Origin of the sequence: Burkholderia lata, assembly GCF_000012945.1 — a bacterium.
Taxonomy (GTDB): Bacteria; Pseudomonadota; Gammaproteobacteria; order Burkholderiales; family Burkholderiaceae; genus Burkholderia; species Burkholderia lata.
Map to the genome: position 1 here is coordinate 2,857,344 of NC_007510.1, position 24,628 is coordinate 2,881,971.

18 protein-coding genes are annotated in these 24,628 nt (G+C 68.3%); 9 read left to right on the forward strand and 9 right to left on the reverse strand.

Annotated features, from left to right (window positions below; all coding sequences use genetic code 11):
• Together hemDX and hemC are read right to left on the reverse strand one after the other, a co-directional pair.
• Nucleotides 1–1,971: a fused uroporphyrinogen-III synthase HemD/membrane protein HemX gene (gene hemDX, locus BCEP18194_RS18935; RefSeq protein ID WP_011352870.1), complete on the reverse strand. Its 1,971-nt coding sequence runs from the start codon at nt 1,969–1,971 to the stop codon at nt 1–3.
• Nucleotides 1,971–2,975, reverse strand: a complete 1,005-nt coding sequence (hemC, locus tag BCEP18194_RS18940; protein ID WP_011352871.1) for a hydroxymethylbilane synthase — start codon at nt 2,973–2,975, stop codon at nt 1,971–1,973. Before hemC ends, hemDX begins: the two co-directional genes overlap by 1 nt.
• Before the next feature lie 207 nt (nt 2,976–3,182).
• Between hemC and ppc the strand changes: the two genes are divergently transcribed.
• The gene (ppc, locus tag BCEP18194_RS18945; protein ID WP_011352872.1) at nt 3,183–6,209 is read left to right on the forward strand and encodes a phosphoenolpyruvate carboxylase; all 3,027 of its coding nucleotides are present in this window, start codon (nt 3,183–3,185) and stop codon (nt 6,207–6,209) included.
• A 118-nt stretch (nt 6,210–6,327) separates the two neighbouring features.
• Here the strand turns inward: ppc and BCEP18194_RS18950 are convergent, their stop codons facing one another.
• A complete protein-coding gene (locus tag BCEP18194_RS18950) occupies nt 6,328–7,080 on the reverse strand; it encodes a class I SAM-dependent methyltransferase (RefSeq protein WP_011352873.1) in 753 nt (250 codons plus the stop codon).
• A gap of 215 nt (nt 7,081–7,295) precedes the next feature.
• Here BCEP18194_RS18950 and BCEP18194_RS18955 point away from each other — a divergent pair, with 215 nt between their 5' ends.
• Nucleotides 7,296–8,105 carry a helix-turn-helix transcriptional regulator gene (locus BCEP18194_RS18955; RefSeq protein WP_011352874.1) on the forward strand — a complete coding sequence of 270 codons (810 nt, stop codon included), beginning with the start codon at nt 7,296–7,298 and terminating at the stop codon, nt 8,103–8,105.
• A 6-nt stretch (nt 8,106–8,111) separates the two neighbouring features.
• Here BCEP18194_RS18955 and BCEP18194_RS18960 read toward each other — a convergent pair whose 3' ends face one another.
• A complete protein-coding gene (locus tag BCEP18194_RS18960) occupies nt 8,112–9,113 on the reverse strand; it encodes a Csu type fimbrial protein (RefSeq protein WP_011352875.1) in 1,002 nt (333 codons plus the stop codon).
• 302 nt (nt 9,114–9,415) lie between these two features.
• Here BCEP18194_RS18960 and BCEP18194_RS18965 point away from each other — a divergent pair, with 302 nt between their 5' ends.
• The 5 genes from BCEP18194_RS18965 to BCEP18194_RS18985 all read left to right on the forward strand — a co-directional run bounded on the left by BCEP18194_RS18965 (nt 9,416) and on the right by BCEP18194_RS18985 (nt 15,358).
• Nucleotides 9,416–9,952: a Csu type fimbrial protein gene (locus tag BCEP18194_RS18965; RefSeq protein ID WP_011352876.1), complete on the forward strand. Its 537-nt coding sequence runs from the start codon at nt 9,416–9,418 to the stop codon at nt 9,950–9,952.
• A gap of 6 nt (nt 9,953–9,958) precedes the next feature.
• Nucleotides 9,959–10,669 carry a fimbrial biogenesis chaperone gene (locus tag BCEP18194_RS18970; protein WP_011352877.1) on the forward strand — a complete coding sequence of 237 codons (711 nt, stop codon included), beginning with the start codon at nt 9,959–9,961 and terminating at the stop codon, nt 10,667–10,669.
• Nucleotides 10,670–10,692: 23 nt separating this feature from the next.
• A complete protein-coding gene (locus BCEP18194_RS18975; protein WP_041493118.1) occupies nt 10,693–13,056 on the forward strand; it encodes a fimbria/pilus outer membrane usher protein in 2,364 nt (787 codons plus the stop codon).
• Nucleotides 13,057–13,170: 114 nt separating this feature from the next.
• Complete coding sequence (argH, locus tag BCEP18194_RS18980) at nt 13,171–14,580, forward strand: argininosuccinate lyase (RefSeq protein ID WP_011352879.1); 1,410 nt, start codon at nt 13,171–13,173, stop codon at nt 14,578–14,580.
• A gap of 94 nt (nt 14,581–14,674) precedes the next feature.
• Nucleotides 14,675–15,358, forward strand: a complete 684-nt coding sequence (locus tag BCEP18194_RS18985; RefSeq protein ID WP_041493119.1) for an HAD family hydrolase — start codon at nt 14,675–14,677, stop codon at nt 15,356–15,358.
• 88 nt (nt 15,359–15,446) lie between these two features.
• Here the strand turns inward: BCEP18194_RS18985 and BCEP18194_RS18990 are convergent, their stop codons facing one another.
• From BCEP18194_RS18990 to apbC, 5 genes are all read right to left on the reverse strand, one after another.
• Entirely contained in the window at nt 15,447–16,286 is an 840-nt protein-coding gene (locus tag BCEP18194_RS18990; RefSeq protein WP_011352881.1) for a lysozyme inhibitor LprI family protein, read from the reverse strand.
• The gene (locus BCEP18194_RS18995) at nt 16,286–18,565 is read right to left on the reverse strand and encodes an arginine/lysine/ornithine decarboxylase (protein WP_011352882.1); all 2,280 of its coding nucleotides are present in this window, start codon (nt 18,563–18,565) and stop codon (nt 16,286–16,288) included. Before BCEP18194_RS18995 ends, BCEP18194_RS18990 begins: the two co-directional genes overlap by 1 nt.
• Nucleotides 18,566–18,646: 81 nt before the next feature.
• Nucleotides 18,647–19,216: a dCTP deaminase gene (gene dcd, locus BCEP18194_RS19000; protein ID WP_006398615.1), complete on the reverse strand. Its 570-nt coding sequence runs from the start codon at nt 19,214–19,216 to the stop codon at nt 18,647–18,649.
• Between the two features lie 115 nt (nt 19,217–19,331).
• Nucleotides 19,332–19,868 carry a superoxide dismutase [Cu-Zn] gene (gene sodC, locus BCEP18194_RS19005; RefSeq protein ID WP_011352883.1) on the reverse strand — a complete coding sequence of 179 codons (537 nt, stop codon included), beginning with the start codon at nt 19,866–19,868 and terminating at the stop codon, nt 19,332–19,334.
• 133 nt (nt 19,869–20,001) lie between these two features.
• Nucleotides 20,002–21,093, reverse strand: a complete 1,092-nt coding sequence (apbC, locus tag BCEP18194_RS19010; protein WP_011352884.1) for an iron-sulfur cluster carrier protein ApbC — start codon at nt 21,091–21,093, stop codon at nt 20,002–20,004.
• Between the two features lie 351 nt (nt 21,094–21,444).
• Here apbC and BCEP18194_RS19015 point away from each other — a divergent pair, with 351 nt between their 5' ends.
• Nucleotides 21,445–22,089, forward strand: a complete 645-nt coding sequence (locus BCEP18194_RS19015; RefSeq protein ID WP_011352885.1) for an OmpA family protein — start codon at nt 21,445–21,447, stop codon at nt 22,087–22,089.
• A 376-nt stretch (nt 22,090–22,465) separates the two neighbouring features.
• On the forward strand, nt 22,466–24,628 hold the full coding sequence (metG, locus tag BCEP18194_RS19020; protein ID WP_011352886.1) for a methionine--tRNA ligase: 2,163 nt from the start codon (nt 22,466–22,468) through the stop codon (nt 24,626–24,628).

Below are 24,628 nucleotides of genomic sequence, written 5' to 3' on the forward strand. Positions count from 1 at the left end.
TTACCCCCGGCTCTTGAACTGCTGAACGGCGTTCAGGCTCGTGTTCAGGTTCGGCACCGCAACCGTCAGCGATGCGCCGTCAACCTGCTTGAGCAGATCCTCGACGGTCTGCGTATCCTTCGAGGCCTGGTCGAAATACTTCCCGAGCGACGCCTGCGCAGCGTGCAGGTCGGCCTTCATCGCGCTGTCGTTGCGCGCGAGCAGCGACAGGCGCGCGGTCAGCAGGCGCAGCTTCACGTTCTCGCGCACGAAGGAGCCCTGGTCGGGCGACGCGAGCATCGCGTCCGCGTTGTCAATGCGACGCACCTGCACGAGCCCCTTCAACTGCTGGCCAAGGCCGGCCGAGAAGTCATGCCACCACACCTTCCAGCGCGGCTCGCCGGCCACGGCCGACGACGCGGCGTCGGCCGGTGCGGCCTTCGGCGCTTCGTGCGGGACGATCGCCTCGCCGGACAGCGGCAGCGCGTCGATCTTCGCAATGGCATCGTCGAGCTTGATCGCAAGGCCCGTGAGGTCGGCCGCCGGTGCGGCCTTCAGCTTCTCGATGTCCAGCGCGAGCGCCTTGCGCACCGTGACGGCCTGCGCGCTTTGCGACGTTGCGAGGCGTGCGTCGGCGTTCTGCAGCGCGATCAGCGCGAGCTGCGTGTTGCCGGTCAGCTGAAGCTGCTGGCTCGCGCTCGACAGCATCTGGTCGACTTCCTCGAGCATCCACGCATCGCGGTTACGCGACAGGTCCTGATATTGCTGCTGCAGCGCCTGCTGCGCGCTCTGCGCGTCGGCGAGCTTGCCGTCGAGCTGCGCGAGCTGCGTGTCGACCTGGTGCGTGCTCGCGAGCGCCTGCTCGGTCTTCAGGCGCGTCTCGGCGGTCTGCGCATCGAGCGCCTTCTGGCGCGTGACGAACGTGCCGTCGAGCCTGTCGATCTTGCGGTTCAGCGCGTAGCCGCCGACGCCCGCCGCGCAGCCGAGCACGACGACGACGAACCACAGCACCGCGCTGCCGCCGCGGCGCGCAGGCGGTTCGGCGCCCATATAGGCGGGACGGGACGGCGGTGCGGATGCAGCGGCCGGCTGGGAAGCGACGCTTTTGGAATCGTTGGTATCTGTCATGCGTTTAGTCACCGGTGCGGCTGTCGCCGGTTGGACGGCCTCGTCGGCCATCGTTCGAAACGCGCGGACGATGCGCTCATCGCCCGCGCCGGTCAGCGTAATCCTATCAAAACCCAATGAACGCGCGGTCTGCTCGATCCGCGGATGGGGCGTCACGAGCGGCGCGTGCTTCAGCGCGTCGATCTCGGCGTCGTTCAGGTGCGACCGCGCGAGTTCGTGCAGGTTGCGCACGCCTTCCGAGCTCGTGACGAGCCACGCATGCGGCTCGCCGTGGAGCAGCGCGTGCACGCGCTCCCACGCGCCGACGCGCGGATCGGGCACGACGCGCCGGTACGCGGCGACGAGCGTGACGTCCGCGCCGGCCTCGCGCAACCGGTCGGCGAGCCATTCGCGCCCGCCGTCGCCGCGCACGATCAGCACGCGCTTGCCCGCCAGCGCCTGCGCGCCGCCGAATGCGGTCTCGATGCACGCGAACAGGCTTTCCGAATCGTAATGGGGCACGCCACCGTCGGCCGGCGCCTGCGGCGCGATCACGCGATGCGCGGGCGCCGCGATGCCGTGACGCTCGAGCGCGGCGACGCTGCCGGGCCCGACCACGCCGACCGGCAGCGCGTTCGGCCAGATCGCGCCGTACTGCGCGAGCGCGCGGTCGATCGCGTTCGGCGACACGAAAATCACCAGTGTGTAGTCGGCGAGCGCCGCGAACGCCGCGTCGAGCGGCGCCGGATCGTCGACCGGCGCAATGTCGATCAACGGGAATTCGAGCACGTCGCAACCGGCCTCGGCCAGTTGCGACGCAAGCGCGCCGGACTGGCCGTCCGGGCGCGTCAGGACAGCGGTGAACGCGCGCGCGCCGCCCGCCATCAGGCGTCGCCCTTGCCGGCGGGCGGCGAGCCCGCGAGCAGCGCCTGGACGATGTCGAGCGCGCCTTGCGCCTCGAGTTCGTCGGACACGGCGCGGCCGAGCGCGAGCGCATCGGCGACGGTCACGACGGCCCCGCACTCCTCGGCCGTCAGCACACGCTTGCCGTCGGTCGTCGACACGCGGCCGGTGAGGTACAGTTCGCCCGCGCGCCACACCGCGTGCGCGGCGAGCGGCACCTCGCAGCTGCCGCCGAGCGCGCGCGACACCATCCGCTCGGCCTCGACCGCGAGCGCGGTCTGCGGGTCGTGCAGCGGTGCGAGCCACGCGGCGACGTCGCTGCGGTGCGATGCGATCTCGATGCCGAGCGCGCCCTGGCCTGCGGCGGGCGGGCTCGCCTCGACGTCGAGCAACGCGCGGATCCGCGTTTCGAGGCCGAGGCGCTTCAGGCCGGCAGCCGCGAGGATGATCGCCGCGTAGTCGCCGCGGTCGAGTTTCGACAGGCGGGTATCGAGGTTGCCGCGCAGCGGCAGCACTTCCAGGTGCGGATAGCGCGAGCGCAGCATCGCCTCGCGGCGCAGGCTCGACGTGCCGACCACGGCGCCGGCCGGCAGCGCGTCGAGCGACGCGTAGTCGTTCGACACGAATGCATCGCGCGGGTCTTCGCGCTCCATGATCGCGGCGAGCGAGAAGCCGTCGGGCAGCGCCATCGGCACGTCCTTCAGCGAATGCACGGCGAGATCGGCGCGGCCGTCGGCCAGCGCGGCCTCCAGTTCCTTCACGAACAGGCCCTTGCCGCCGACCTTCGACAGCGTGCGATCGAGAATCTGGTCGCCGCGCGTCGTCATCCCGAGGATGTTCACGTCACAAGCTGGATATAATTTGCGCAGCGCATCACGCACATGTTCGGCTTGCCACATCGCCAGGCGGCTCTCGCGCGAAGCAATCGTCAACGTCGCGGGCAGCTGTGCCTGTTGCGGCCCGGCCGCAGGGGTCTCGGAATTCATTGCTGGAACATCGAAGGACGGGATTGAAGATCGAACAATGGTAGCACGCACGCCCCTGCCCGCCCGGGCCTGGAGCCTGCGCCCGGCCTGCCGCCACGCGGGTCGCGGCGCCGATGTGCGAATGTGCCGCACGTAGCTGGTTGCTTGACCGCAGTTTCGCAGTTTCCGCAGTTCCTTTTGACTCGAGCTTTCCCAAGGAAACCCATCGTGAAGTCTTCCGGATCGGCGCGTACGGCGCGCCGCAATGCTGCCCTGTCCTCCTCCGACGCCTCGACGGACACCGTCGCCACCGCCGCGAACGGCCGTGCGAAAACGGCAACGAAACCGAAAGACCCGATACGTCAGACAAAACGCACGGCGAAAGCCGCCGGCCCGGCTGCCCGCACCGCGGCCCGCACGGCCGCCGCGCCGAAGTCCGGCACGCGCACGCGCGAAGACAAGGACGGCCCGCTGTTCGACGACATCCGCTTTCTCGGCCGCCTGCTCGGCGACGTCGTGCGTGAGCAGGAAGGCGACACCGTGTTCGACGTCGTCGAAACGATCCGCCAGACCGCGGTCAAGTTCCGCCGCGAGGACGACAGCGAAGCCGCGCAGACGCTCGAGAAGAAGCTGCGCAAGCTGACGCCGGAGCAGACGGTGAGCGTCGTGCGCGCGTTCAGCTATTTCTCGCATCTCGCGAATATCGCGGAAGACCGCCACCACAATCGCCGCCGCCGCATCCACGCGCTGGCCGGCTCCGCGTCGCAGCCCGGCACGGTCGCGTACGCGCTCGAACAACTGAAGACGACCGGCAACGCGTCGAAGCGCCTGCTGCAGCGCTTTTTCGACGATGCGCTGATCGTGCCGGTGCTGACCGCGCACCCGACCGAAGTGCAGCGCAAGAGCATCCTCGACGCACAGCACGACATCGCGCGCCTGCTCGCCGAACGCGACCAGGAACTGACCGGCCGCGAGCGCCAGTACAACGAATCGATGCTGCGCGCCCGCGTCACCGCGCTGTGGCAGACCCGCATGCTGCGCGACGCGCGCCTGACGGTGGGCGACGAAATCGAGAACGCGCTGTCGTACTACCGCGCGACGTTCCTCGACGAGCTGCCCGCGCTGTACGGCGACATCGAGGCCGCACTCGCCGAGCACGGCCTGTCGGCGCGCGTACCCGCGTTCTTCCAGATGGGCAGCTGGATCGGCGGCGACCGCGACGGCAACCCGAACGTGACCGCACCGACGCTCGAAGAAGCAATCAACCGCCAGGCCGCGGTGATCCTCGAGCACTATCTGGAACAGGTGCACAAGCTCGGCGCCGAGCTGTCGGTGTCGAACCTGCTCGTCGGCGCGAACGACGCCGTGAAAGCGCTCGCAGCAGCGTCCCCCGACCAGTCGCCGCATCGCGTCGACGAGCCGTATCGCCGTGCGCTGATCGGCATCTACACGCGCCTCGCCGCAAGCGCGCGCGTGCGTCTCGGCGAAGGCACGGTGCCGGTGCGCAGCGCAGGCCGCGGCGCGGCGCCCGTGCGCGCGACCCCGTATGCGGATTCCGAAGCGTTCGTCGCCGACCTGAAGGTGCTGACCGCGTCGCTCGACGAACACCACGGCACGTCGCTCGCCGCGCCGCGCCTCGCGCCGCTCGTACGCGCGGCCGAAGTGTTCGGCTTCCATCTCGCGAGCATCGACCTGCGCCAGAGCTCCGACATCCACGAAGCCGTAGTCGCCGAACTGTTCGCACGCGCGGGCGTCGAGGCCGACTACGCGGCGCTCGCCGAGGAAGACAAGCTGCGCGTGCTGCTCGCCGCGCTCGCCGATCCGCGTCCGCTGCGCTCGCCGTACTTCGAATACTCGGCGCTCGCGCAGAGCGAACTCGGCGTGTTCGAGAAGGCGCGCGAAGTCCGCGCGCAATTCGGCGCACGCGCGGTGCGCAACTACATCATTTCGCATACGGAAACCGTCAGCGACCTCGTCGAGGTGCTGCTGCTGCAGAAGGAGACGGGCCTGCTCGACGGCGCGCTCGGCGTGCCGGGCGGCGATGCGAAGAACAGCCTGATGGTGATCCCGCTGTTCGAGACGATTCCCGACCTGCGCGACGCCGCGCGCATCATGCGCGAATACTTCGCACTGCCGGGCATCGACGCGCTGATCGCGCACCAGGGCGCCGAACAGGAAGTGATGCTCGGCTATTCGGACAGCAACAAGGACGGCGGCTTCCTCACGTCGAACTGGGAGCTGTATCGCGCGGAACTCGCGCTCGTCGACCTGTTCCGCGACCGCAAGATCACGCTGCGCCTGTTCCACGGCCGAGGCGGCACGGTCGGCCGTGGCGGCGGCCCGACCTACCAGGCGATCCTGTCGCAGCCGCCGGGCACCGTGAACGGCCAGATCCGCCTGACCGAACAGGGCGAGGTGATCGCGAGCAAGTTCGCGAACCCGGAGATCGGCCGCCGCAACCTCGAGACGGTCGTCGCCGCGACGCTCGAGGCGACGCTCCTGCCGCAGAACAACGCGCCCGCGCAGTTGCCGGCGTTCGAGGCCGCGATGCAGACGCTGTCCGATTCGGCGATGGCCGCGTACCGCGCGCTCGTCTATGAAACCCCGGGCTTCACCGACTACTTCTTCTCGTCGACGCCGATCACCGAGATCGCCGAGCTGAACATCGGCAGCCGCCCGGCTTCGCGCAAGCTGCAGGATCCGAAGCAGCGCAAGATCGAAGACCTGCGCGCGATTCCGTGGGGCTTCTCGTGGGGCCAGTGCCGGCTGCTGCTGACCGGCTGGTACGGCTTCGGCAGCGCGGTGAGTGCGTATCTCGACGGCGCGCAGGACGACGCCGAGCGCACGAAGCGCGTCGCGCTGCTGAAGAAGATGAACAAGACCTGGCCGTTCTTCGCGAACCTGCTGTCGAACATGGACATGGTGCTCGCGAAAACCGACCTCGCGGTCGCGTCGCGCTACGCGCAGCTCGTTTCCGATCGCAAGCTGCGCAAGCACGTGTTCGAGCGGATCGTCGCGGAATGGGAGCGCACGTCGCAGGCGCTGGCGGAAATCACCGGGCACGAAGGCCGCCTCGCGACCAACCCGCTGCTCGCGCGCTCGATCAAGAACCGCTTCCCGTATCTCGATCCGCTGAACCACCTGCAAGTCGAGCTGATCAAGCGTCACCGCGCGGGCGATACGAACGCGCGGCTGCGCCGCGGGATTCACCTGACGATCAACGGGATCGCGGCCGGCCTGCGCAACACGGGCTGATCCGCCTGCGGCGCGGGGCGGTTCCGCGCCGGCCCGGATAACGAAAGCCGCGATACGCAATGGTGCGTATCGCGGCTTTTTTCATGCGCGGGCGAAACCGCGGCGGCACACCTCGCGCTCAGTGCGCATCGATCAGCAGTGCGTCGTGCTCGAACGAGCCATCGGGCTGCACCGCGTAGTAGCCGCGCACCTCGTCCGGCGCATGCGCCCACAGCGCGCGAATGCCGGTGACGCTGTCGGCCGGCGTGCGGATGCGCGCAACCCACGTATCGAAATCGATCGGCAGCCGCCAGCGGCTGTGCACGTGCGCGTCGAAGCCGGCGTCGCGGAACATCGCGAGCCATTCGTCCGCCCGGTAATCGCGCACGTGCGACGCGTCGCGCAGCACTTCCGCGGCCTGCAGGTACGTATCGAGAAGCGGATGCTCGTTGCCGGCGATGTCGATCATCAGCACACGGCCACCCGGTTTCAGCACGCGGCGCACCTCGGCGAGCGCCGCGCGCATGTCGTGCCAGTGGTGCGCGCTCATCCGGCTCACGACCCAGTCGAACGTCGCCGTCTCGAACGGCAGTTGCTCGGCCGGGCCCTGCTGCGTGCGGATGTTCGCGAGCCCGCGCTCGCGCGCGGCCGCGTCGACGGTCGCGAGCATCTGCGCGGCGAGATCGTAGGCGACCACGTCGCGCACGTGCGGCGCGACCGCGAAGCTCGCATGGCCGGCGCCGCAGCCGAGATCGAGCACCGCGGCGTCGGGCGTCGCGCGCACTGCGTCGGCGAGCGTCTGCAGATCGGCGCCCGTCGCGTGGACCGTGCTCGTCAGATAGGCGGCGGCCGTCGTGCCGAATGCGTCGGCGACCTGATCGTGGTGTTTCATCGTTCGCTCCTTTGTACCGTTGCCGGTGCGACAGACGCATCAGCGCCTGCTCCGGCCCCATGCAACGCGTTTTGTGGGACGCTCGCTGCCCTGCCAGCGCGCGAGCCGCTACAATAGGCCTGCGTTTGTACCAGTACAAGTTAAGCAGTTATTCTGGTATTCGATACACCTGTCTGATCGTTGCCGCGTCCCCGCTTCCATTTCGCCGTTTCCGCATGAACCATCCGTCCTCCACCCCCGTCCCGCCGCTCGACGCCACGCCCGCCCGTGCACTCGGCGAATTCATCCGCGCCCACCGCGAGCGGCTGTCGCCGCAGGCCGTCGGCCTGCCGCCCGGCCCGCGCCGCCGCACGCCGGGGTTGCGGCGCGAGGAAGTCGCGCAACTGTGCGGCGTCAGCCCGACCTGGTACACGTGGATCGAACAGGGTCGCCCGGTGTCGGCCTCCGCCGACGCGCTCGCGCGAATCGCCGTCGCGCTGCAACTGTCGAAGGCCGAGCGCGCGTACCTGTTCGAGCTGGCCGCGCAGCGCGACCCGGCCGAGCCCGACGTCGCGGGTGGCGACCTGCCGCCGACGCTCGCCGCGACCGTCGCGGCAATCGCGACGCCCGCGTACGTGCTCGACCGTCAATGGAACGCACTCGCATGGAACACGCCGGCCGCCGCGTTGTTCTCCGGCTGGCTCGACGGCGAGCACGATCGCAACCTGCTGCGCTTCACGTTCATGTCGCCGGCCGCGCGCACGCTGATCGTCGACTGGGAAACCCGCGCGCGGCGGCTCGCGGCCGAATTCCGCGCCGATTCGATCCGTCACCTGACCGATGCGCCCACGCGCGCGCTGATCGACGCGTTGACCGCCGGCAGCGATGCGTTCGCGCAGTACTGGGCATCGCAGGACGTGTTCGAACGAGAAGGCGGCCTGCGCGAATTCGACCATCCGGCCGACGGCCGCCTCGTGTACCAGCAGATCACGCTGAAGCCCGCGCACCGCGAAGACCTGAAGCTGGTGGTGCTGGTGCGCGACTGACGCAACTCAGAAGCTGATCGTTGCAGTAATCGAATCGCTGTAGTTGCCCGGCGCGGGGGTTGTCTGCGCGGGCACGCGCCCGTACACGGGTATCGTCTGGCTGAATCCGCTGCCCGACCCCGTCGCCATCGACGTGCCGCCGGTACCGTCGCCCCATGGCGTCGTATAGCCGCCGTCCGCGTAAAGCTGATAGCCGACCGACCCGCCGCCGCCCGTACGCGACATGGTGCGTGCGGCGACGTTGCCGCTGCTGCCGCCGTTCAGCGCAATCTGGAACGCGTCGCCGTTCGTGCAGCGCGCATTGATCGACCCGGCCGCTGCCAGCGGAGACGTCAATACGCCGGTGGCCGGAAACGCGACGCCGGTCGCGGTGATGATGCAGTCGTTGGCGACCGTGGCCGTGGCGGAGAAGCTCACCGTGCCGGCCGCCGACTGCGCCGCGCAGGTCAGCGTCGGCAGGATGCTGAGCAGCGAAAAGCTCTGGCTGTAGGTCGCCTGGTTGCCGCTGAAGCTCTGGGTGTAGACGGTGCTGCTGTTGTTCACGGTCGGCACGGTCGGCTGGTTGGCCGTGACGCGGCCATAGATGGTGATATTCGCGCTCGCGCTGGTGCCGAGCAACGGTTTCTGCAACGTCACGGAGATCGGCGTGGTGCCGGCGCTGACGGAACCCCACGCCTGCGAGTAACCGGAGTCCTGGTACAGGTCGTACTGCATCTGGTTCGTCCCGTTGCTCAGGTAGCGCGGGCTCGTGCCGCCGAGGTTCACGCAGACGAGCACGCCCGTGTTCAGGCTCAGCACATCCCACGTGCAGTTGACGGTCATCGTGCTGGTGGTCGTGACGGCCAGCAGCCGGATCGGGCTGACGGAGCCGAAGCTCGGCGCCGGTGGCGTGACCGAACAGGCATCCGCGCGTGCCGACGCCCACGGCGCGCCGAGCGCCACGACCAGCAGCAGGCACGACAGCATGCGCAGCCAGCCGCGCGCCGTGTCGAATCGCTCATCCGCCATGGTTTTCCCCGTAAGCACGCTCGCCCCGCGACAACCGTCGCCAGGCCACGCGCCCCTCGATGGTAGCCGGCCGCGTACTGCGTCGTTCGCGCCGATTCTTGATCCAGGTCAAGCCGCCCACAGCAATCTATCAGGAATCCGGCACAAAACCTGCCGCTTCGGCATTTTCACCATTGCCGGCGCCCGAAAGCGTGGAGTAGTCTTCCGTCAACGACAGCGCAGTTCCGTCGGCACGGCAGGCACAACGCGGGAGGCCACCCGCGAGCCGGGCGACACCCCTTGAACGGCTGGAGATAACCACAATGAACGCTACCCGACGTCGTGTCCTTTCCGCTGCGCTCGCGACCGCCTTCGCATTCGCACCGGCGCTGCAACCCGTTACCGTCGCCGCCACTTACTCGAACGGCAACGCCACCGCCCAGTTCAACGTCACGCTGACGATCCAGGCGAACTGCACGATCGCCGCCAACCCGCTCGCATTCGGCACGACCGGCGTGCTCGCGTCGACGATCAGCCAGCAGACCACCCTGTCCGTCACCTGCACGAACTCGACGCCGTACAACGTCGGGCTCGATGCGGGCGCCGTCACGGGCTCGACGGTCGCCAGCCGGCTGATGGCCGGCACCGCAAGCGGCAACACGAGCACGACGGTCGGCTACCAGATCTACCAGGATTCGGGGCACGCCACGGTCTGGGGCAACACACAGGGAACGGACACGGTCGGCGGCACCGGGACCGGTTCCGCGCAGTCGCTGAACGTGTACGGCCAGGTGCCGGCGCAGGCGACACCGAAGCCCGACACCTATCAGGCGACCGTCACCGCCACCGTCTACTTCTGACGCCCCGTGGCGTTCCTTCCGCGCGCGCTCGCCGCGCTGTGGGCCGCGTCGGCGGCGGCCGTATCCGCGGCCACGCTGCAGATCACGCCCGTGACGATCGAGCTGCCGCCGTCGGCCGCCGCGGCCAGCGTCATGCTCGACAATCCGGGCGGACGGCCGATCTACGGCCAGGTCCGCACGTACCGCTGGACGCAGGAAAACGGCGACGACGTGATGACGCCGACCGACGCGCTCGCCGCATCGCCGCCGCTGCTGCAGATCGGCGCGAACGCCGGGCAGCTGATCCGGCTCGTGCGCACGGCCCTCGACGCGCCGGCCGCCGAGGAAAGCTATCGCGTCCTGATCGACGAACTGCCCGCGCCTGGCACCCCGGTCGAAAACGGCATCACGATCCGGCTGCGCTATTCGGTGCCCGTGTTCGTCGAACCGCCCGGGATGCCGGCGCCGCCGCGTCTCGCGTGGCGCGTCGAACGCGACGCGCAGGGCCTGCGGCTCGCGGTCGACAATCGCGGCGGGCGGCGGGCGCAGCTTTCCGCGGTCCGGCTGGTCGACGCGCAAGGCGCCACTCACGAGGTCGCACGCGGCCTGCTCGGCTATGCGCTCGCCGGCAGCACGCGCCGCTGGCCGCTCAGGCTCGACGCGCGCGCGGCATCGTTCGTCAAGGTGCAGGCAACCGTCAACGCGCAGCCGGTCGAGGCGCAGTTGACGCCACCCTGACGCGCGGGCACGAACCCGCCACGCTGCCCGTGCCGACGACGCGCGATGCCCACCGGGCCAACGCCCCCGCGCGACACGCGCGGCTCGCTGCCACCCTCGCGATCGCGCTGGCGCTGCATGCCGTCGCGGCACGCGCCGAGCCGGCACCCGCGCGGCCCGCCCCCGCGGCGGCCCCCGAACCCGGCGTGCTGTTTCTCGACGTGTCGCTCAACGGCGAGCCGACTCACCGGATCGCCCGCGTCCAGCAGATCGACGGGCGACTCTACGCGGCCTCCGCCGACCTGAACGATCTCGGCGTCGCGACGGGCGACCGCACGCACGAGCCGTCGAATGCGCTCGTCGCGCTCGACACGCTTCCGGGGCTGCGCTACGACGTGGACACGAGCCGCCAGACGCTCGACCTGCGCGTGCCCGACGCGCTGCGCATTCCGCACACGTTCGATACGCGCGCGCTCACCGCCGCGCCGCCCGCCACGGCCGGCCGCGGCTTCGTGCTGAACTACGATGCCTACGCGCAGACCCTCGCCCATTCGCCGCTCGCGATCTGGAGCGAGGCGCGCTACTTCGACCCGGCCGGCGTCTTCAGCAGCACCGGCATCGCATACCTGTACGACGATCGCCAGCGCTACCTGCGCTACGACACGTCGTGGACGCGCTCGAACCCGGCGACGCTCACGACCACGCAGTTCGGCGACACGATCTCGTCGTCGCTGTCGTGGACGCGCTCGCTGCGCATCGGCGGCGTGCAATGGCGCAGCAACTTCGGCCTGCGTCCCGATCTCGTGACGTTCCCGGTACCGGCGCTGTCCGGCAGCGCGGTCGTGCCGACGTCGGTCGACCTGTACGTGAACAACGTGCGCCAGTTCAGCGGCGACGTGCCGGGCGGGCCGTTCGTGATCAACAGCGTGCCGGGCATCACCGGCGCGGGTAACGCCACGGTCGTCACGCGCGACGCGCTGGGCCGCTCGGTGTCGACGTCGATCCCGCTGTACATCGATACGCGCCTGCTCGCGCCGGGCCTCGCGAGCTATTCGGTCGAGGCGGGTTTCCTGCGCCGCGCGTACGGCATCACCTCGTTCGACTACGCACACACACCGGCGGCGAGCGGCTCGCTGCGCTACGGCATCAGCGAGCGGCTGACCGTCGAGGCGCACGCGGAAGCGACGACCGGCGTCTACAACGCCGGCGCGGGCGTGCTCGCGCGCATCGGCAACGGCGGCGTCGCGAACGCGTCGCTGGCCGTCAGCGCGCAGCGCAGCGCCGGTGCGCAGGTGGGCCTGGGCTACCAGTACGTGACGCCGCATTTCTCGATCGATGCGCAGACGCAGCGCGCATTCGGCGGCTACGGCGACCTCGGTGCGCGCGAAGGGATCCCGGTGTCGAGTGCCTCGGACCGCATCACGGTGTCGTTTCCGTTCCTGCGCGCGCAGACGCTGTCGTTCAGCTATCTCGGCCTCAAGTACCCGGGCATCGATGCATCGCGCATCGGCTCGATCGCGTACCTCGTCAATCTCGGCATGCTGACCTCGCTGACCGTCAGCGCGTTCCAGGATTTCCGGCAGCGCGACACGCGCGGCTTCTTCGCGAGCCTGAGCATCGGCCTCGGCGGCAACACATCGGTCTCGGCCAGCGCGGGCCGGCAGAATGGCGAATCGACCTTCGCGGTGAACGCCACGCGCCCGCCCGACTACGGCGGCGGCTTCGGCTGGAACGTGCAGGCGGGCACCAGCGCCGCGCTGCGCTACGGGCAGGGTCAATTGCAGTATCTCGGCCGCGCCGGCGAGGTCACGCTGCTCGCGCAGTCGTTCGGCGGGCGCGGCAACGCGTCGGTCGACGTCACCGGCGCGCTCGTGCTGATGGACGGCCGGCTGATGACGGCGCGCCGCATCGACGACAGCTTCGCGCTCGTCTCGACCGATACGGGGCGCGTCCCCGTGCTGCACCAGAACCGGCTGATCGGCGAGACCAGCCGCGCCGGCTACCTGCTGGTGCCCGATCTGAACGCCTACCAGAACAATCGCGTCGCGATCGACGGCGCGACGCTACCGGCCGATGCGCGCATCGCCGACACGACGCTCGACGTCGTGCCACAGGCGCGCTCCGGCGTGCTCGCGCATTTCGCCGTGTCGCGCTACAGCGCGGCGTCGATCATCCTGCACGCGCCCGACGGTACGCCGCTGCCGCCGGGGCTCGAAGTCCGCGACGTCGAGAACGGCCAGCGCACGATCGTCGGCTACGACGGCCTCACGTTCGTCGACGGCCTCGTCGAGCACAACCGCCTGGAAATCTCCGGCAACGGCCACGATTGCGCGGTTGCCTTCGCGTACCGGCGGCCGGACGACGGCACGCTGCCGCGGATCGGCCCGCTGACCTGCTCGCCGCGCTAGCGCCCGCGCCGCTCCCGCCCCCGACGGGCTTGTGCCGGACACCCGGCCGCGAATGCTAAAATCACCGGATTCCTCGGCGGCGCACGCCGCTCAATCTCCCTTCGAAGAATCGCCATGACGTCCCAACTGCACAAAAAGGGCGAGGCCTGGTCGGCCCGCTTCTCGGAACCGATGTCCGAGCTGGTCAAGCGCTACACGTCGTCGGTATTTTTCGACAAGCGCCTCGCGCTCGTCGACATCGCCGGCTCGCTCGCGCACGCGAACATGCTCGCCGCGCAGAAGATCATCAGCGCCGACGACCTGGCCGCGATCGAACGCGGGATGGCGCAAATCAAGGGCGAGATCGAGCGCGGCGAATTCGAATGGCAGCTCGACCTGGAAGACGTCCACCTGAACATCGAGGCGCGCCTGACCGCGCTGATCGGCGACGCCGGCAAGCGCCTGCATACGGGCCGCTCGCGTAACGACCAGGTCGCGACCGACATCCGCCTGTGGCTGCGCGGCGAGATCGACCGCATCGGCGGCCTGCTGAACGACCTGCGCGGCGCGCTGCTCGACCTCGCGGAACAGAACGCCGACACGATCATGCCGGGCTTCACGCACCTGCAGGTCGCCCAGCCCGTCACGTTCGGCCATCACCTGCTCGCGTACGTCGAGATGTTCTCGCGCGACGCGGAGCGCATGCGCGACTGCCGCACCCGCGTGAACCGCCTGCCGCTCGGCGCGGCCGCGCTCGCCGGCACGAGCTACCCGATCGACCGTCACGCCGTGGCGAAGACGCTCGGCTTCGACGGTATCTGCGCGAACTCGCTCGACGCGGTGTCGGATCGCGACTTTGCGATCGAATTCACGGCCGCCTCCGCGCTCGTGATGACGCACGTGTCGCGCTTCTCCGAAGAACTCGTGCTGTGGATGAGCCCGCGCGTCGGCTTCATCGACATCGCCGACCGCTTCTGCACCGGCAGCTCGATCATGCCGCAGAAGAAGAACCCGGACGTGCCCGAGCTCGCGCGCGGCAAGACGGGCCGCGTGAACGGCCACCTGATGGCGCTGCTGACGCTGATGAAGGGCCAGCCGCTCGCGTACAACAAGGACAACCAGGAAGACAAGGAACCGCTGTTCGACACGGTCGACACCGTCGCCGACACGCTGCGGATCTTCGCCGAGATGGTTGCCGGCATCACCGTGAAGCCGGACGCGATGCGCGCGGCCGCGCTGCAGGGCTTCTCGACCGCCACCGACCTCGCCGACTACCTCGTGAAGCGCGGCCTGCCGTTCCGCGATGCGCACGAAGCCGTCGCGCACGCCGTGAAGGTCTGCGACGACCGCGGCATCGACCTGGCCGACCTGACGCTCGACGAGATGAAGCAGGAACTGCCGAACGTCGCGCACCTGATCGGCGAAGACGTGTTCGGCTACCTGACGCTCGAGGGCTCGGTCGCCAGCCGCAACCACCCGGGCGGCACCGCGCCCGACCAGGTGCGTGCGGCGGTCAAGGCGGCGCGCGCCGCGCTCGGCCAGTAAGCCTGCTGTTCCGGACGGACGCCTTTGGCGTCCGTTTTTCATTCGGGCGGCCGTCGCGCCGCCCATCGCCTTCCCTGCTTCCCGAATGCCGCCGATGACCTTTTCCGCCGCGCTCTTCGACATGGACGGCCTGCTCGTCGATTCCGAGCGGACCATCATGAACACGTGGATCGACGTGTCGAATGCGCACGGCGTCACGCTGACCGCCACCGACTACCTGCAGATCGTCGGCCGCTCGTTCGCCGAGGGCCAGGTCATCCTGGCGCGCCTGATCGGCCACCCCGATACGTTCGACGCGGTGCGCACCCGCGTGCGCGAGCAGCTCGCGGCGCCCGAACCGCATCCGAAGTTTCCGTTGAAGCCCGGCGCGTTCGCGCTGCTCGACACGCTCGCGCAGGCCGGCATTCCGTGCGCGGTCGCGTCGTCGTCCGCGTGCGACGTGATCCGCGCGCGGCTCGACGCGGTCGGCGTGCTGCCGTTCTTCCGCGCGATCGCGGGCGGCGACGAAGTCGCGCGCGGCAAGCCCGATCCGGCCGTCTACCGGCTCGCGGCCGAGCGCCTCGGCGTGCCGGCACACGCATGCGTCGCGTTCGAGGACAGCGATTTCGGCGCGCAGTCGGCCGCCGGTGCGGGCGCATCGGTCGTCACCGTGCCCGACCTGAAGGCGCCGACGCCCGAAATCGTCGCGCTGAGCCTGCACGTGCTCGCGTCGCTCGACGATGCGGTCGCGCTCGTGCCGTCGTGGTTCGGCGGGCACGCTCCGCAACGGCCCGCATGAATCGCTGCCGCCAAATGAAAAACGGGCACCTTCGGGTGCCCGTTTTGCTTTTTGACGTGTCGCCGAACCATCGGCTACGCGATTGCGCTTACTTGTTGCCGGCCGTCTCCGACAGCCGCTTCATCGTCGCGATGCGCGCGCCGATCAGGTCGACGCGGCCGTCCTCGCCGACGAGCGGCGCCGTCGCATCGCGGAACCCGACCCACGCGCGCTGCGCACGGACGAGCGTCGCGGCCGAATGCGCGGGCATCTTGCGGCGCAGCTTCTGGTAATAGCGGTTCAGGTCGAACAGCGCGTGCTCGCACGCGGCATCCTGTTCGCACGGCCGCACGCGGCGCACGGCCGGATCGCGCTGCGCATTCGCCGGCTTGGCGTTCGGTTTGGCCGCACCCTGGGCCGCACCCGGGGCATCGCTCGCGCCACCCTGCGCACCACTCGTGGCCGCGACCGGCACGGCAGCGGGCGGCGGCGCATAGCGATCGGCCGCACTGCGCAGCGCCAGCGCGCGATCGCGCACGGGCTGCAGTTGCAGGTCGGCGCTCGACATCGCGTACGACGTCCCGCGCGTCGTGTCGTACACGGCCTTCAGCAGATGCACTTCGTCCTTGCGCCACGTGAGCCAATGGCGCTGGCTGTCCTGCCAGCCGCGCTTCGCGTCGGCGGGCGCATCCTTCAACAGGCGCTGGTACGCGCCGTCCATCACGGCCTGCCACTGCTGCTGCGCTTCACCCATGCACTGGATTTGGCCGGCCGGCGAGGACCGGTCGCGCCGCGCGAGGCATTGCCGCATCGCGACGTCGATCGGGTCGGCCGCCGCGACTTCCGCGTGCGCGACCCCGACTCCCGCCAGCCCTGCCGACCCTGCCGCCCAGACGACGAGCGCGGCCAACGCCGCACGCATCGCCCGGATTCGTCCGTGCGTCGCCATCAGTCGCGCACGCAGTCGACGAAGTACTCGACGCGGCCGTTCACCTCTTCCGCGACGAGGCCGTGGATGTCGGTGTGGAAGCCCGGGAAACGCTCGTTGAAGTCGCGCGCGAACCGCAGGTAGTTCACGATCGTCTTGTTGAAGCGCTCGCCCGGGATCAGCAGCGGAATGCCCGGCGGGTACGGCGTGAGCAGGATGCTCGTCACGCGGCCTTCGAGCTCGTCGAGCGGCACGCGGTCGATCTTGCGGTGCGCGAGCTTCGCGAACGCGTCCGACGGCTTCATCGCCGGTTCCATGTCCGACAGGTACATCTCCGTCGTCAGGCGGGCGATGTCGTTCGCGCGGTACACGTCGTGGATCTGCGTGCACAGGTCGCGCAGGCCGACACGCTCGTAGCGCGGATGCTGCGCGACGAATTCCGGCAGCACGCGCCACAGCGGCTGGTTGTTGTCGTAGTCGTCCTTGAACTGCTGCAGCTCGGTCACCATCGAGTTCCAGCGGCCCTTCGTGATGCCGATCGTGAACATGATGAAGAACGAGTACAGGCCGGTCTTCTCGACGATGATCCCGTGCTCGGCCAGGTACTTCGTGACGATCGCGGCCGGAATGCCGGTCTCGCCGAACTCGCCGTCGACGTCGAGCCCCGGCGTGATGATCGTCGCCTTGATCGGGTCGAGCATGTTGAAGCCTTCCGCCAGCGGGCCGAAGCCGTGCCAGTGGTCGTTCGGCTTCAGCATCCAGTCTTCGCGCGAACCGATGCCTTCTTCCGACAGGTTGTCCGGGCCCCACACGCTGAAGAACCAGTCGTCGCCGTATTCGGCGTCGACCTTGCGCATCGCGCGGCGGAAGTCGATCGCCTCGGCGATCGATTCCTCGACCAGCGCGGTGCCGCCCGGCGGCTCCATCATTGCGGCCGCGACGTCGCACGACGCGATGATCGCGTACTGCGGGCTCGTCGACGTGTGCATCAGGTACGCCTCGTTGAAGCGGTGCTTGTCGAACGTGCGGTTCTCCGAATCCTGCACGACGATCTGCGATGCCTGCGAGATGCCCGCGAGCAGCTTGTGCGTCGAGTGCGTCGCGAACACGAGCGCGCCGGTGCGCGGACGGCCGTCGCCGATCGCGTGCATGTCGCGGTAGAAGTCGTGGAACGTCGCATGCGGCAGCCATGCTTCGTCGAAGTGCAGCGTGTCGAGCAGGTCGCCGAGCAGGTCCTTGATCATCTCGACGTTGTAGACGACGCCGTCGTACGTGCTCTGCGTGATCGTCAGGATGCGCGGCTTCAGGTCCGGATTCTCGCGCATCGCTTCACGTGCGAACGGGTTCGCCTCGATCTTCTTGCGGATGTTCTCCGGCTTGAATTCGTCGCGCGGGATCGGCCCGATGATGCCGAAGTGGTTGCGCGTCGGCGTGAGGAACACGGGGATCGCGCCCGTCATCGTGATCGCGTGCAGGATCGACTTGTGGCAGTTGCGGTCGACCAGCACGATGTCGCCCGGGGCGACCGTCGCATGCCAGACGATCTTGTTCGACGTCGACGTGCCGTTGGTCACGAAGAACAGGTGGTCCGCGCTGAAGATGCGCGCCGCATTGCGCTCGGACGCCGCGACCGGGCCCGTGTGATCGAGCAGCTGGCCGAGTTCGTCCACTGCATTGCAGACGTCCGCGCGCAGCATGTTCTCGCCGAAGAACTGGTGGAACATCTGGCCGAGCGGGTTCTTCAGGAACGCGACGCCGCCCGAGTGGCCCGGGCAGTGCCACGAGTACGAGCCTTCGTCCGCGTACTTGACGAGTTCCTTGAAGAACGGCGGCGCGAGCGAGTCGAGATAGACCTTCGCCTCGCGGATGATGTGGCGCGCGACGAACTCCGGCGTGTCCTCGAACATGTGGATGAAGCCGTGCAGCTCGCGCAGGATGTCGTTCGGCAGGTGGCGCGACGTGCGCGTCTCGCCGTACAGGAAGATCGGGATGTCCGCGTTGCGGCGGCGCACTTCGGTGACGAACGCGCGCAGCTCGATGATCGCGGTCGCGAGCTCGGGCAGTTCGCCGTCCGAGCCGGTCTCGCCGAGCATGAGTTCGTCGTCGTCGATCGACAGGATGAAGCACGACGCGCGGCTCGACTGCTGCGCGAACGACGTCAGATCACCGTAGCTCGTGAGACCGAGGACTTCGACGCCCTCCTTCTCGATCGCTTCGGCCAACGCCCGGATGCCGGAGCCCGAAATGTTCTCGGAGCGGAAATCTTCGTCGATGATGACGACGGGGAAACGAAACTTCATGGGCGATTCTCCAAAAAGAACGACCGCGGCGCGTCACGCGCAGCGGTCACCCGGAAACTGGTGAGACGTTATACAACCAGATCAGGTTTTCGGCAGCGTGACACCACGCTGCCCCTGATATTTGCCGCCGCGATCCGCGTACGACACGTCGCACACTTCGTCGCTCTCGAAGAAGAGCACCTGCGCGACGCCTTCGTTCGCGTAGATCTTCGCGGGCAACGGCGTGGTGTTCGAGAATTCCAGCGTGACGTAGCCTTCCCACTCGGGTTCGAACGGCGTCACGTTGACGATGATCCCGCAGCGCGCATAGGTCGACTTGCCGAGGCAGACGGTCAGCACGGTGCGCGGGATGCGGAAATATTCGACGGTGCGGGCCAGCGCGAACGAGTTCGGCGGGATGATGCACACGTCGCCCTTGAAATCGACAAACGAACCCTCGTCGAAGTTCTTCGGATCGACGATCGTCGAGTTGATGTTCGTGAAGATCTTGAATTCGTCCGCGCAGCGGATGTCGTAGCCGTAGCTCGACGTGCCGTAGCTGACGATCCGGCGGCCGTCCTCGGACGCGCGAACCTGATCGGGCACGAACGGCTCGATCATCTTGTGCTCTTCGGCCATGCGCCGAATCCATTTGTCGGACTTGATGCTCATATCGGGGCGCCTGGAAACGCTGCGTGACAGTCGGTGAGGGCCGCTCCTCGCGCGAGGCAGCGGCCGGGAAAGGCGCACATTTTACGCGATCATCGGGCCGCGCACGCGGCGGCCGTCAACGGATCACGCCACAGGCAAGCGCGGGCCCCGCGCCATGCTGCGGAAACGCGGGGTCGCTCGCTTCGCGGTGCACCAGTGCCGCGCGGTTCATCGCCGACCGCACGCCATCGAGGGCCAGATCGGGCGCGACGATGAAGCCGGCCGCGACGCCGTTCGAATCCGCGTGGATGTTGCCGAGATCGCCGGCGACGCGGGCACCCGCGCGCAACCGGTCGGCCGCCGGCGCGAACACCTGGCCGGCGCTCGAGCCGTCGCCCGCGTTGCAATCGCCGCGTTCGTGTACCTGCAAGGCGTGATCGCTGTTCGGCGGCAGCCCGGCCAGGTTGTAGGTAACCTGCACGCCGTCGGGACGCTCGACGAACGTCACCGCGCCGCGCGTCTGCGAGCCGACTGTCGGCTGCAGTTGTGCGTCGGCCCGTTTTTCGTGCGACGAGGAAAAGGAGGTGCAGCCGGCCAGCAGGCCCAGCGCGGCGGCGGCCAGCAGCGCGCACCGCACGCGGCCGGCATACACGCCGTGATGTCGTTGTTTCATTCGATCCTCATGCCGGCTGGCGGCCGTTTGACACGACGGCCGCGCCGGGCGGGTAAAGGGACCCGGGAAAAGTCGCCATGATACCGCGCCTCGCGGCGCCGTAAACAGCGTGAGGGCCCGCCCCGCAAGGGTTTTACGTATTTTGAACAACGATCGACGGGAACTTCGACGTCATGTCGCGCGATCGCTCGGCAATCGCCAGCGCGACCCCGCGCGCGATGTCGCGATAGCGACGCGCCAGCGCGCCGTCGGAATCGGCCACGACCGTCGGCGTGCCGCTGTCGGCGCGCTCACGGATCGCGATGTCGAGCGGCAGGCTGCCGAGCACGGTCACGCCGTAGTCCTTCGCCATCCGCTCGGCCCCGCCGGCGCCGAAGATGTGCTCCTCGTGGCCGCAGTTCGAGCAGGTGTGGATGCTCATGTTCTCGACGATGCCGAGGATCGGAATCCCGACCTTCTCGAACATCTTCAGGCCCTTCTTCGCGTCGAGCAGCGCGATGTCCTGCGGCGTCGTGACGATCACCGCGCCCGTGACGGGTACGCGCTGCGCGAGCGTGAGCTGGATGTCGCCCGTGCCCGGCGGCATGTCGACGATCAGGTAGTCGAGTTCGCGCCAGTTGGTCTGGCGCAGCAACTGCTCGAGCGCGGAGGTCGCCATCGGGCCGCGCCACACCATCGGGTTGTCTTCCTCGATCAGGAAGCCGATCGAGTTCGCCTGCAGCCCGTGGCCGACGAGCGGGTTCATCGACTGGTTGTCGGGCGACTCGGGGCGCTGGCCGTGGATGCCGAGCATCGTCGGCAGCGACGGGCCGTAGATGTCGGCGTCGAGGATGCCGACCGACGCGCCTTCCGCGGCGAGCGCGAGCGCGAGGTTGACGGCCGTCGTGCTCTTGCCGACGCCGCCCTTGCCCGACGCAACCGCCACGATGTTCTTCACGTTCGGCAGCAGTTTCACGCCACGCTGCACCGTGTGCGCGACGATCTCCTGCGACACGGCCACGCGCGCGTCGCGCACGCCGGCCACGGCCTGGAGCGCTGCGGTGATGCGTGCGCGCACGTCGTCGTGCTGGCTGCGCGCGGGATAACCGAGCACCACGTCGAGCGTCACGACGTCGTCGTCGATCGCGACGTTGCGCACGCCCTTGTTCGCCGCATACGGACGGTCGGTATTGGGGTCGACGACAGCCGCCAAAGCGGCGTCGACTTGTGCCCGGTCAATGCTCATCGAAACTCCATGAAAACGTTTTTCTCGCGCGCAAACGTCAAAAAATATCAAATTACGCTGCGAAAATCGGGAAAAGTGAAAGAATCTGTTGCACGCCATTGCGCGAACGCGCGACCCGGCGCACTCTTCGCGTGCGGCATGCTATGGGGCCAAATCGGCCACTAACCGCCTATATTGTAGAGGCTGACGCGTCGCACTGTCCCAACAGCCACGCTGACGGACAGGGCATGCGGCCACCTCGCCGGCTGCCGCGAGCGCAGGCCTGCCCTCCTTTTTCGGGCGGCCCGCGCAGGGAGCCGTAACTGTTGTTGTCGTCGTTGTCGACTCGTTCAACCAAGAGAGGAATCCAAGATGAACATGAAAATCGCGACCCGCTTGTCCGTCTTCGCATTGGCCGGCGCACTGCTGGCAGGCTGCGCCACGCAGCAAGGCAACAACACGGCCGTCGGTACCGGCACGGGTGCGGCGCTGGGCGCAGGCATCGGCGCGCTGGCAGGCGGCGGCAAGGGCGCGGCGATCGGCGCAGGCGTCGGCGCACTGGTCGGCGGCGTGACGGGTTACAACTGGCAGGCGATCAAGAACAAGCTGGCACCGTCGGCAGCGCAAACGGGTACGCAAGTGACCGAGCAGCCGGACGGCTCGCTGAAGCTGAACGTGCCGAGCTCGGTGACGTTCGCGACGAACCAGTACGCGATCACGCCGGCCTTCCAGCCGCTGCTGAACGACCTGGCGACGACGCTGAACCAGAACCCGCAAGTGACGGCATCGATCGTCGGCTACACGGACAGCACGGGCTCGGCCCAGCTGAACCAGACGCTGTCGCAGAACCGCGCGCAAAGCGTCGTGAACGCACTGGCACAGCGCGGCGTGAACGGCGGCCGCCTGTCGGCGCAAGGCATGGGCGCATCGAACCCGATCGCGGACAACGCGACCGAAGCCGGCCGCGCACAGAACCGCCGCGTCGAAATCTACCTGCGCGCAGCGCAGGCGCAGTAAGCACACGAAGAGGGGAAGGCGCGGGCCCACCGCCCGCGCAGCCCCGCCGGACAAGGCTTCCGGCGGAGCCGGTAACAAATCGAAAATATTTTCGAACTTCTGTCGCAGGCCGCGGTCAGTATTTACGGTACGCGGCTGGTGTTGCCGGCGCGTCACCATTCTCCTCTTGTCGTTGTTGCTCCGGGGCCGTATCCGCCCCGGTTTTTTTTGCCCGCAGAAATCGTGCTGCACCGCAGCACATCACCGTCGGGCACGCCGCGTGCGCGGCCCTGCCCGTTTCGGCGCCCGGTCAAGGGCGCCTGCCCGCGTCGCTGGCGCGCGCCCCTGCTAGAATCGCAGTTTCCCGTCGTTTTTCCGCCGTTCCTCTACAGACCCTATGTCCGCATCCGACCTCACTTCCGTGCAGGCTGCGGCGCCGCAAGGTGACCGCCAGATCCTCGTTACGTCCGCACTGCCCTATGCCAACGGGCAGATCCACATCGGCCACCTGGTCGAGTACATCCAGACCGACATCTGGGTGCGGACGCTGCGAATGCATGGCCATGAGGTCTACTACATCGGCGCCGACGATACGCACGGCACGCCGATCATGCTGCGCGCGGAGAAGGAAGGCCTGACCCCGAAGCAGCTGATCGATCGCGTGTGGACCGAACACAAGCGCGATTTCGACAGCTTCGGCGTGTCGTTCGACAACTTCTACTCGACCGATTCGGACGAGAACCGCGTGCTGAGCGAGAAGATCTACGTCGCGCTGCAGGACGCCGGCTTCATCGCCGAGCGCGAGATCGAGCAGGCCTACGATCCCGTCAAGGAAATGTTCTTGCCGGATCGCTTCATCAAGGGCGAGTGCCCGAAGTGCCACGCGAAGGACCAGTACGGCGACAACTGCGAAGTGTGCGGCTCGACCTACCTGCCGACCGAACTGCTGAACCCGTATTCGGTCGTGTCGGGCGCGACGCCGGTGCGCAAGACGTCGAAGCACTACTTCTTCCGCCTGTCCGATCCGCGCTGCGAAACGTTCCTGCGCGAATGGGTGAGCGGCCTCGCGCAGCCCGAAGCCACCAACAAGATGCGCGAATGGCTCGGCGACGCCGGCGAGGCCAAGCTCGCCGACTGGGACATCTCGCGTGACGCGCCGTACTTCGGCTTCGAGATCCCGGGCGCGCCCGGCAAGTATTTCTACGTGTGGCTCGACGCGCCGGTCGGCTACTACGCGAGCTTCAAGAACCTGTGCGACCGCAACGGCGTCGACTTCGATGCGTGGGTCCGCCCGGGCTCGACCACCGAGCAGTATCACTTCATCGGCAAGGACATCCTGTACTTCCACACGCTGTTCTGGCCCGCGATGCTCGAGTTCTCGGGCCACCGCACGCCGACCAACGTGTTCGCGCACGGGTTCCTGACGGTCGACGGCGCGAAGATGTCGAAGTCGCGCGGCACGTTCATCACCGCGCAGAGCTACATCGACACGGGCCTGAACCCCGAATGGCTGCGCTACTACTTCGCCGCGAAGCTGAACGCGACGATGGAAGACATCGACCTGAACCTCGACGACTTCCAGGCGCGCGTGAACAGCGACCTCGTCGGCAAGTACGTGAACATCGCGAGCCGCGCGGCAGGCTTCCTGATCAAGCGCTTCGACGGCCGCGTGCAGGACAGCGCGATGAACCATCCGCTCGTCGCGAAGCTGCGCGAGGCGATCCCGCAGATCGCCGCGCACTACGAAGCACGCGAGTACGGCCGCGCACTGCGCCACACGATGGAGCTCGCGGACGAAGTGAACGCGTACGTCGATGGCGCCAAGCCGTGGGATCTCGCCAAGGATCCGGCCAACGCGGTCGCGCTGCACGAAACCTGCAGCGTGAGCCTCGAGTCGTTCCGCCTGCTGTCGCTCGCGCTGAAGCCGGTGATGCCGCGCGTGGCCGAAGCCGTCGAATCGTTCTTCGGGATCGCGCCGCTCGCCTGGTCCGATGCCGCGAAGCCGCTGTCGTCGGAGCAACCGATCAAGGCGTACCAGCACCTGATGACGCGTGTCGACCCGAAGCAGATCGAAGCGCTGCTCGCCGCGAACCGCGATTCGCTGCAAGCCGAAGCCACCGGCGCGGCTGTCGCGACCGCGAACGCCGCGAAGGATGCGAAGAACAGCGCGAAGGCGAACGCAAACGCGAAGCAGGCTGTCGTGAACGGTGCGGACGACGCACCGATCTCGATCGACGATTTCGCGAAGATCGACCTGCGCATCGCGAAGATCGTCGCGTGCCAGGCCGTCGAAGGCTCGGACAAGCTGCTGCAGCTCACGCTCGACGTCGGCGAGGAAAAGACCCGCAACGTGTTCTCGGGCATCAAGTCCGCGTACCAGCCCGAGCAGCTCGTCGGCAAGCTGACCGTGATGGTCGCGAACCTCGCGCCGCGCAAGATGAAGTTCGGCCTGTCCGAAGGGATGGTGCTCGCCGCGTCGGCCACCGACGAGAAGGCCGAGCCGGGCCTCTATATCCTCGAGCCGCACAGCGGCGCGAAGCCCGGCATGCGCGTGAAGTAA

Excerpts from the sequence above, each read along its gene's own strand:
- hemDX (WP_011352870.1), bottom strand. The coding sequence starts at position 1,971 with ATGGCGGGCGGCGCGCGCGCGTTCACCGCTGTCCTGACGCGCCCGGAC.
- hemC (WP_011352871.1), bottom strand. The coding sequence starts at position 2,975 with ATGAATTCCGAGACCCCTGCGGCCGGGCCGCAACAGGCACAGCTGCCC.
- BCEP18194_RS18950 (WP_011352873.1), bottom strand. The coding sequence starts at position 7,080 with ATGAAACACCACGATCAGGTCGCCGACGCATTCGGCACGACGGCCGCC.
- BCEP18194_RS18955 (WP_011352874.1), top strand. The coding sequence starts at position 7,296 with ATGAACCATCCGTCCTCCACCCCCGTCCCGCCGCTCGACGCCACGCCC.
- BCEP18194_RS18960 (WP_011352875.1), bottom strand. The coding sequence starts at position 9,113 with ATGGCGGATGAGCGATTCGACACGGCGCGCGGCTGGCTGCGCATGCTG.
- BCEP18194_RS18965 (WP_011352876.1), top strand. The coding sequence starts at position 9,416 with ATGAACGCTACCCGACGTCGTGTCCTTTCCGCTGCGCTCGCGACCGCC.
- argH (WP_011352879.1), top strand. The coding sequence starts at position 13,171 with ATGACGTCCCAACTGCACAAAAAGGGCGAGGCCTGGTCGGCCCGCTTC.
- BCEP18194_RS18985 (WP_041493119.1), top strand. The coding sequence starts at position 14,675 with ATGACCTTTTCCGCCGCGCTCTTCGACATGGACGGCCTGCTCGTCGAT.
- BCEP18194_RS18990 (WP_011352881.1), bottom strand. The coding sequence starts at position 16,286 with ATGGCGACGCACGGACGAATCCGGGCGATGCGTGCGGCGTTGGCCGCG.
- BCEP18194_RS18995 (WP_011352882.1), bottom strand. The coding sequence starts at position 18,565 with ATGAAGTTTCGTTTCCCCGTCGTCATCATCGACGAAGATTTCCGCTCC.
- dcd (WP_006398615.1), bottom strand. The coding sequence starts at position 19,216 with ATGAGCATCAAGTCCGACAAATGGATTCGGCGCATGGCCGAAGAGCAC.
- sodC (WP_011352883.1), bottom strand. The coding sequence starts at position 19,868 with ATGAAACAACGACATCACGGCGTGTATGCCGGCCGCGTGCGGTGCGCG.
- apbC (WP_011352884.1), bottom strand. The coding sequence starts at position 21,093 with ATGAGCATTGACCGGGCACAAGTCGACGCCGCTTTGGCGGCTGTCGTC.
- BCEP18194_RS19015 (WP_011352885.1), top strand. The coding sequence starts at position 21,445 with ATGAACATGAAAATCGCGACCCGCTTGTCCGTCTTCGCATTGGCCGGC.
- metG (WP_011352886.1), top strand. The coding sequence starts at position 22,466 with ATGTCCGCATCCGACCTCACTTCCGTGCAGGCTGCGGCGCCGCAAGGT.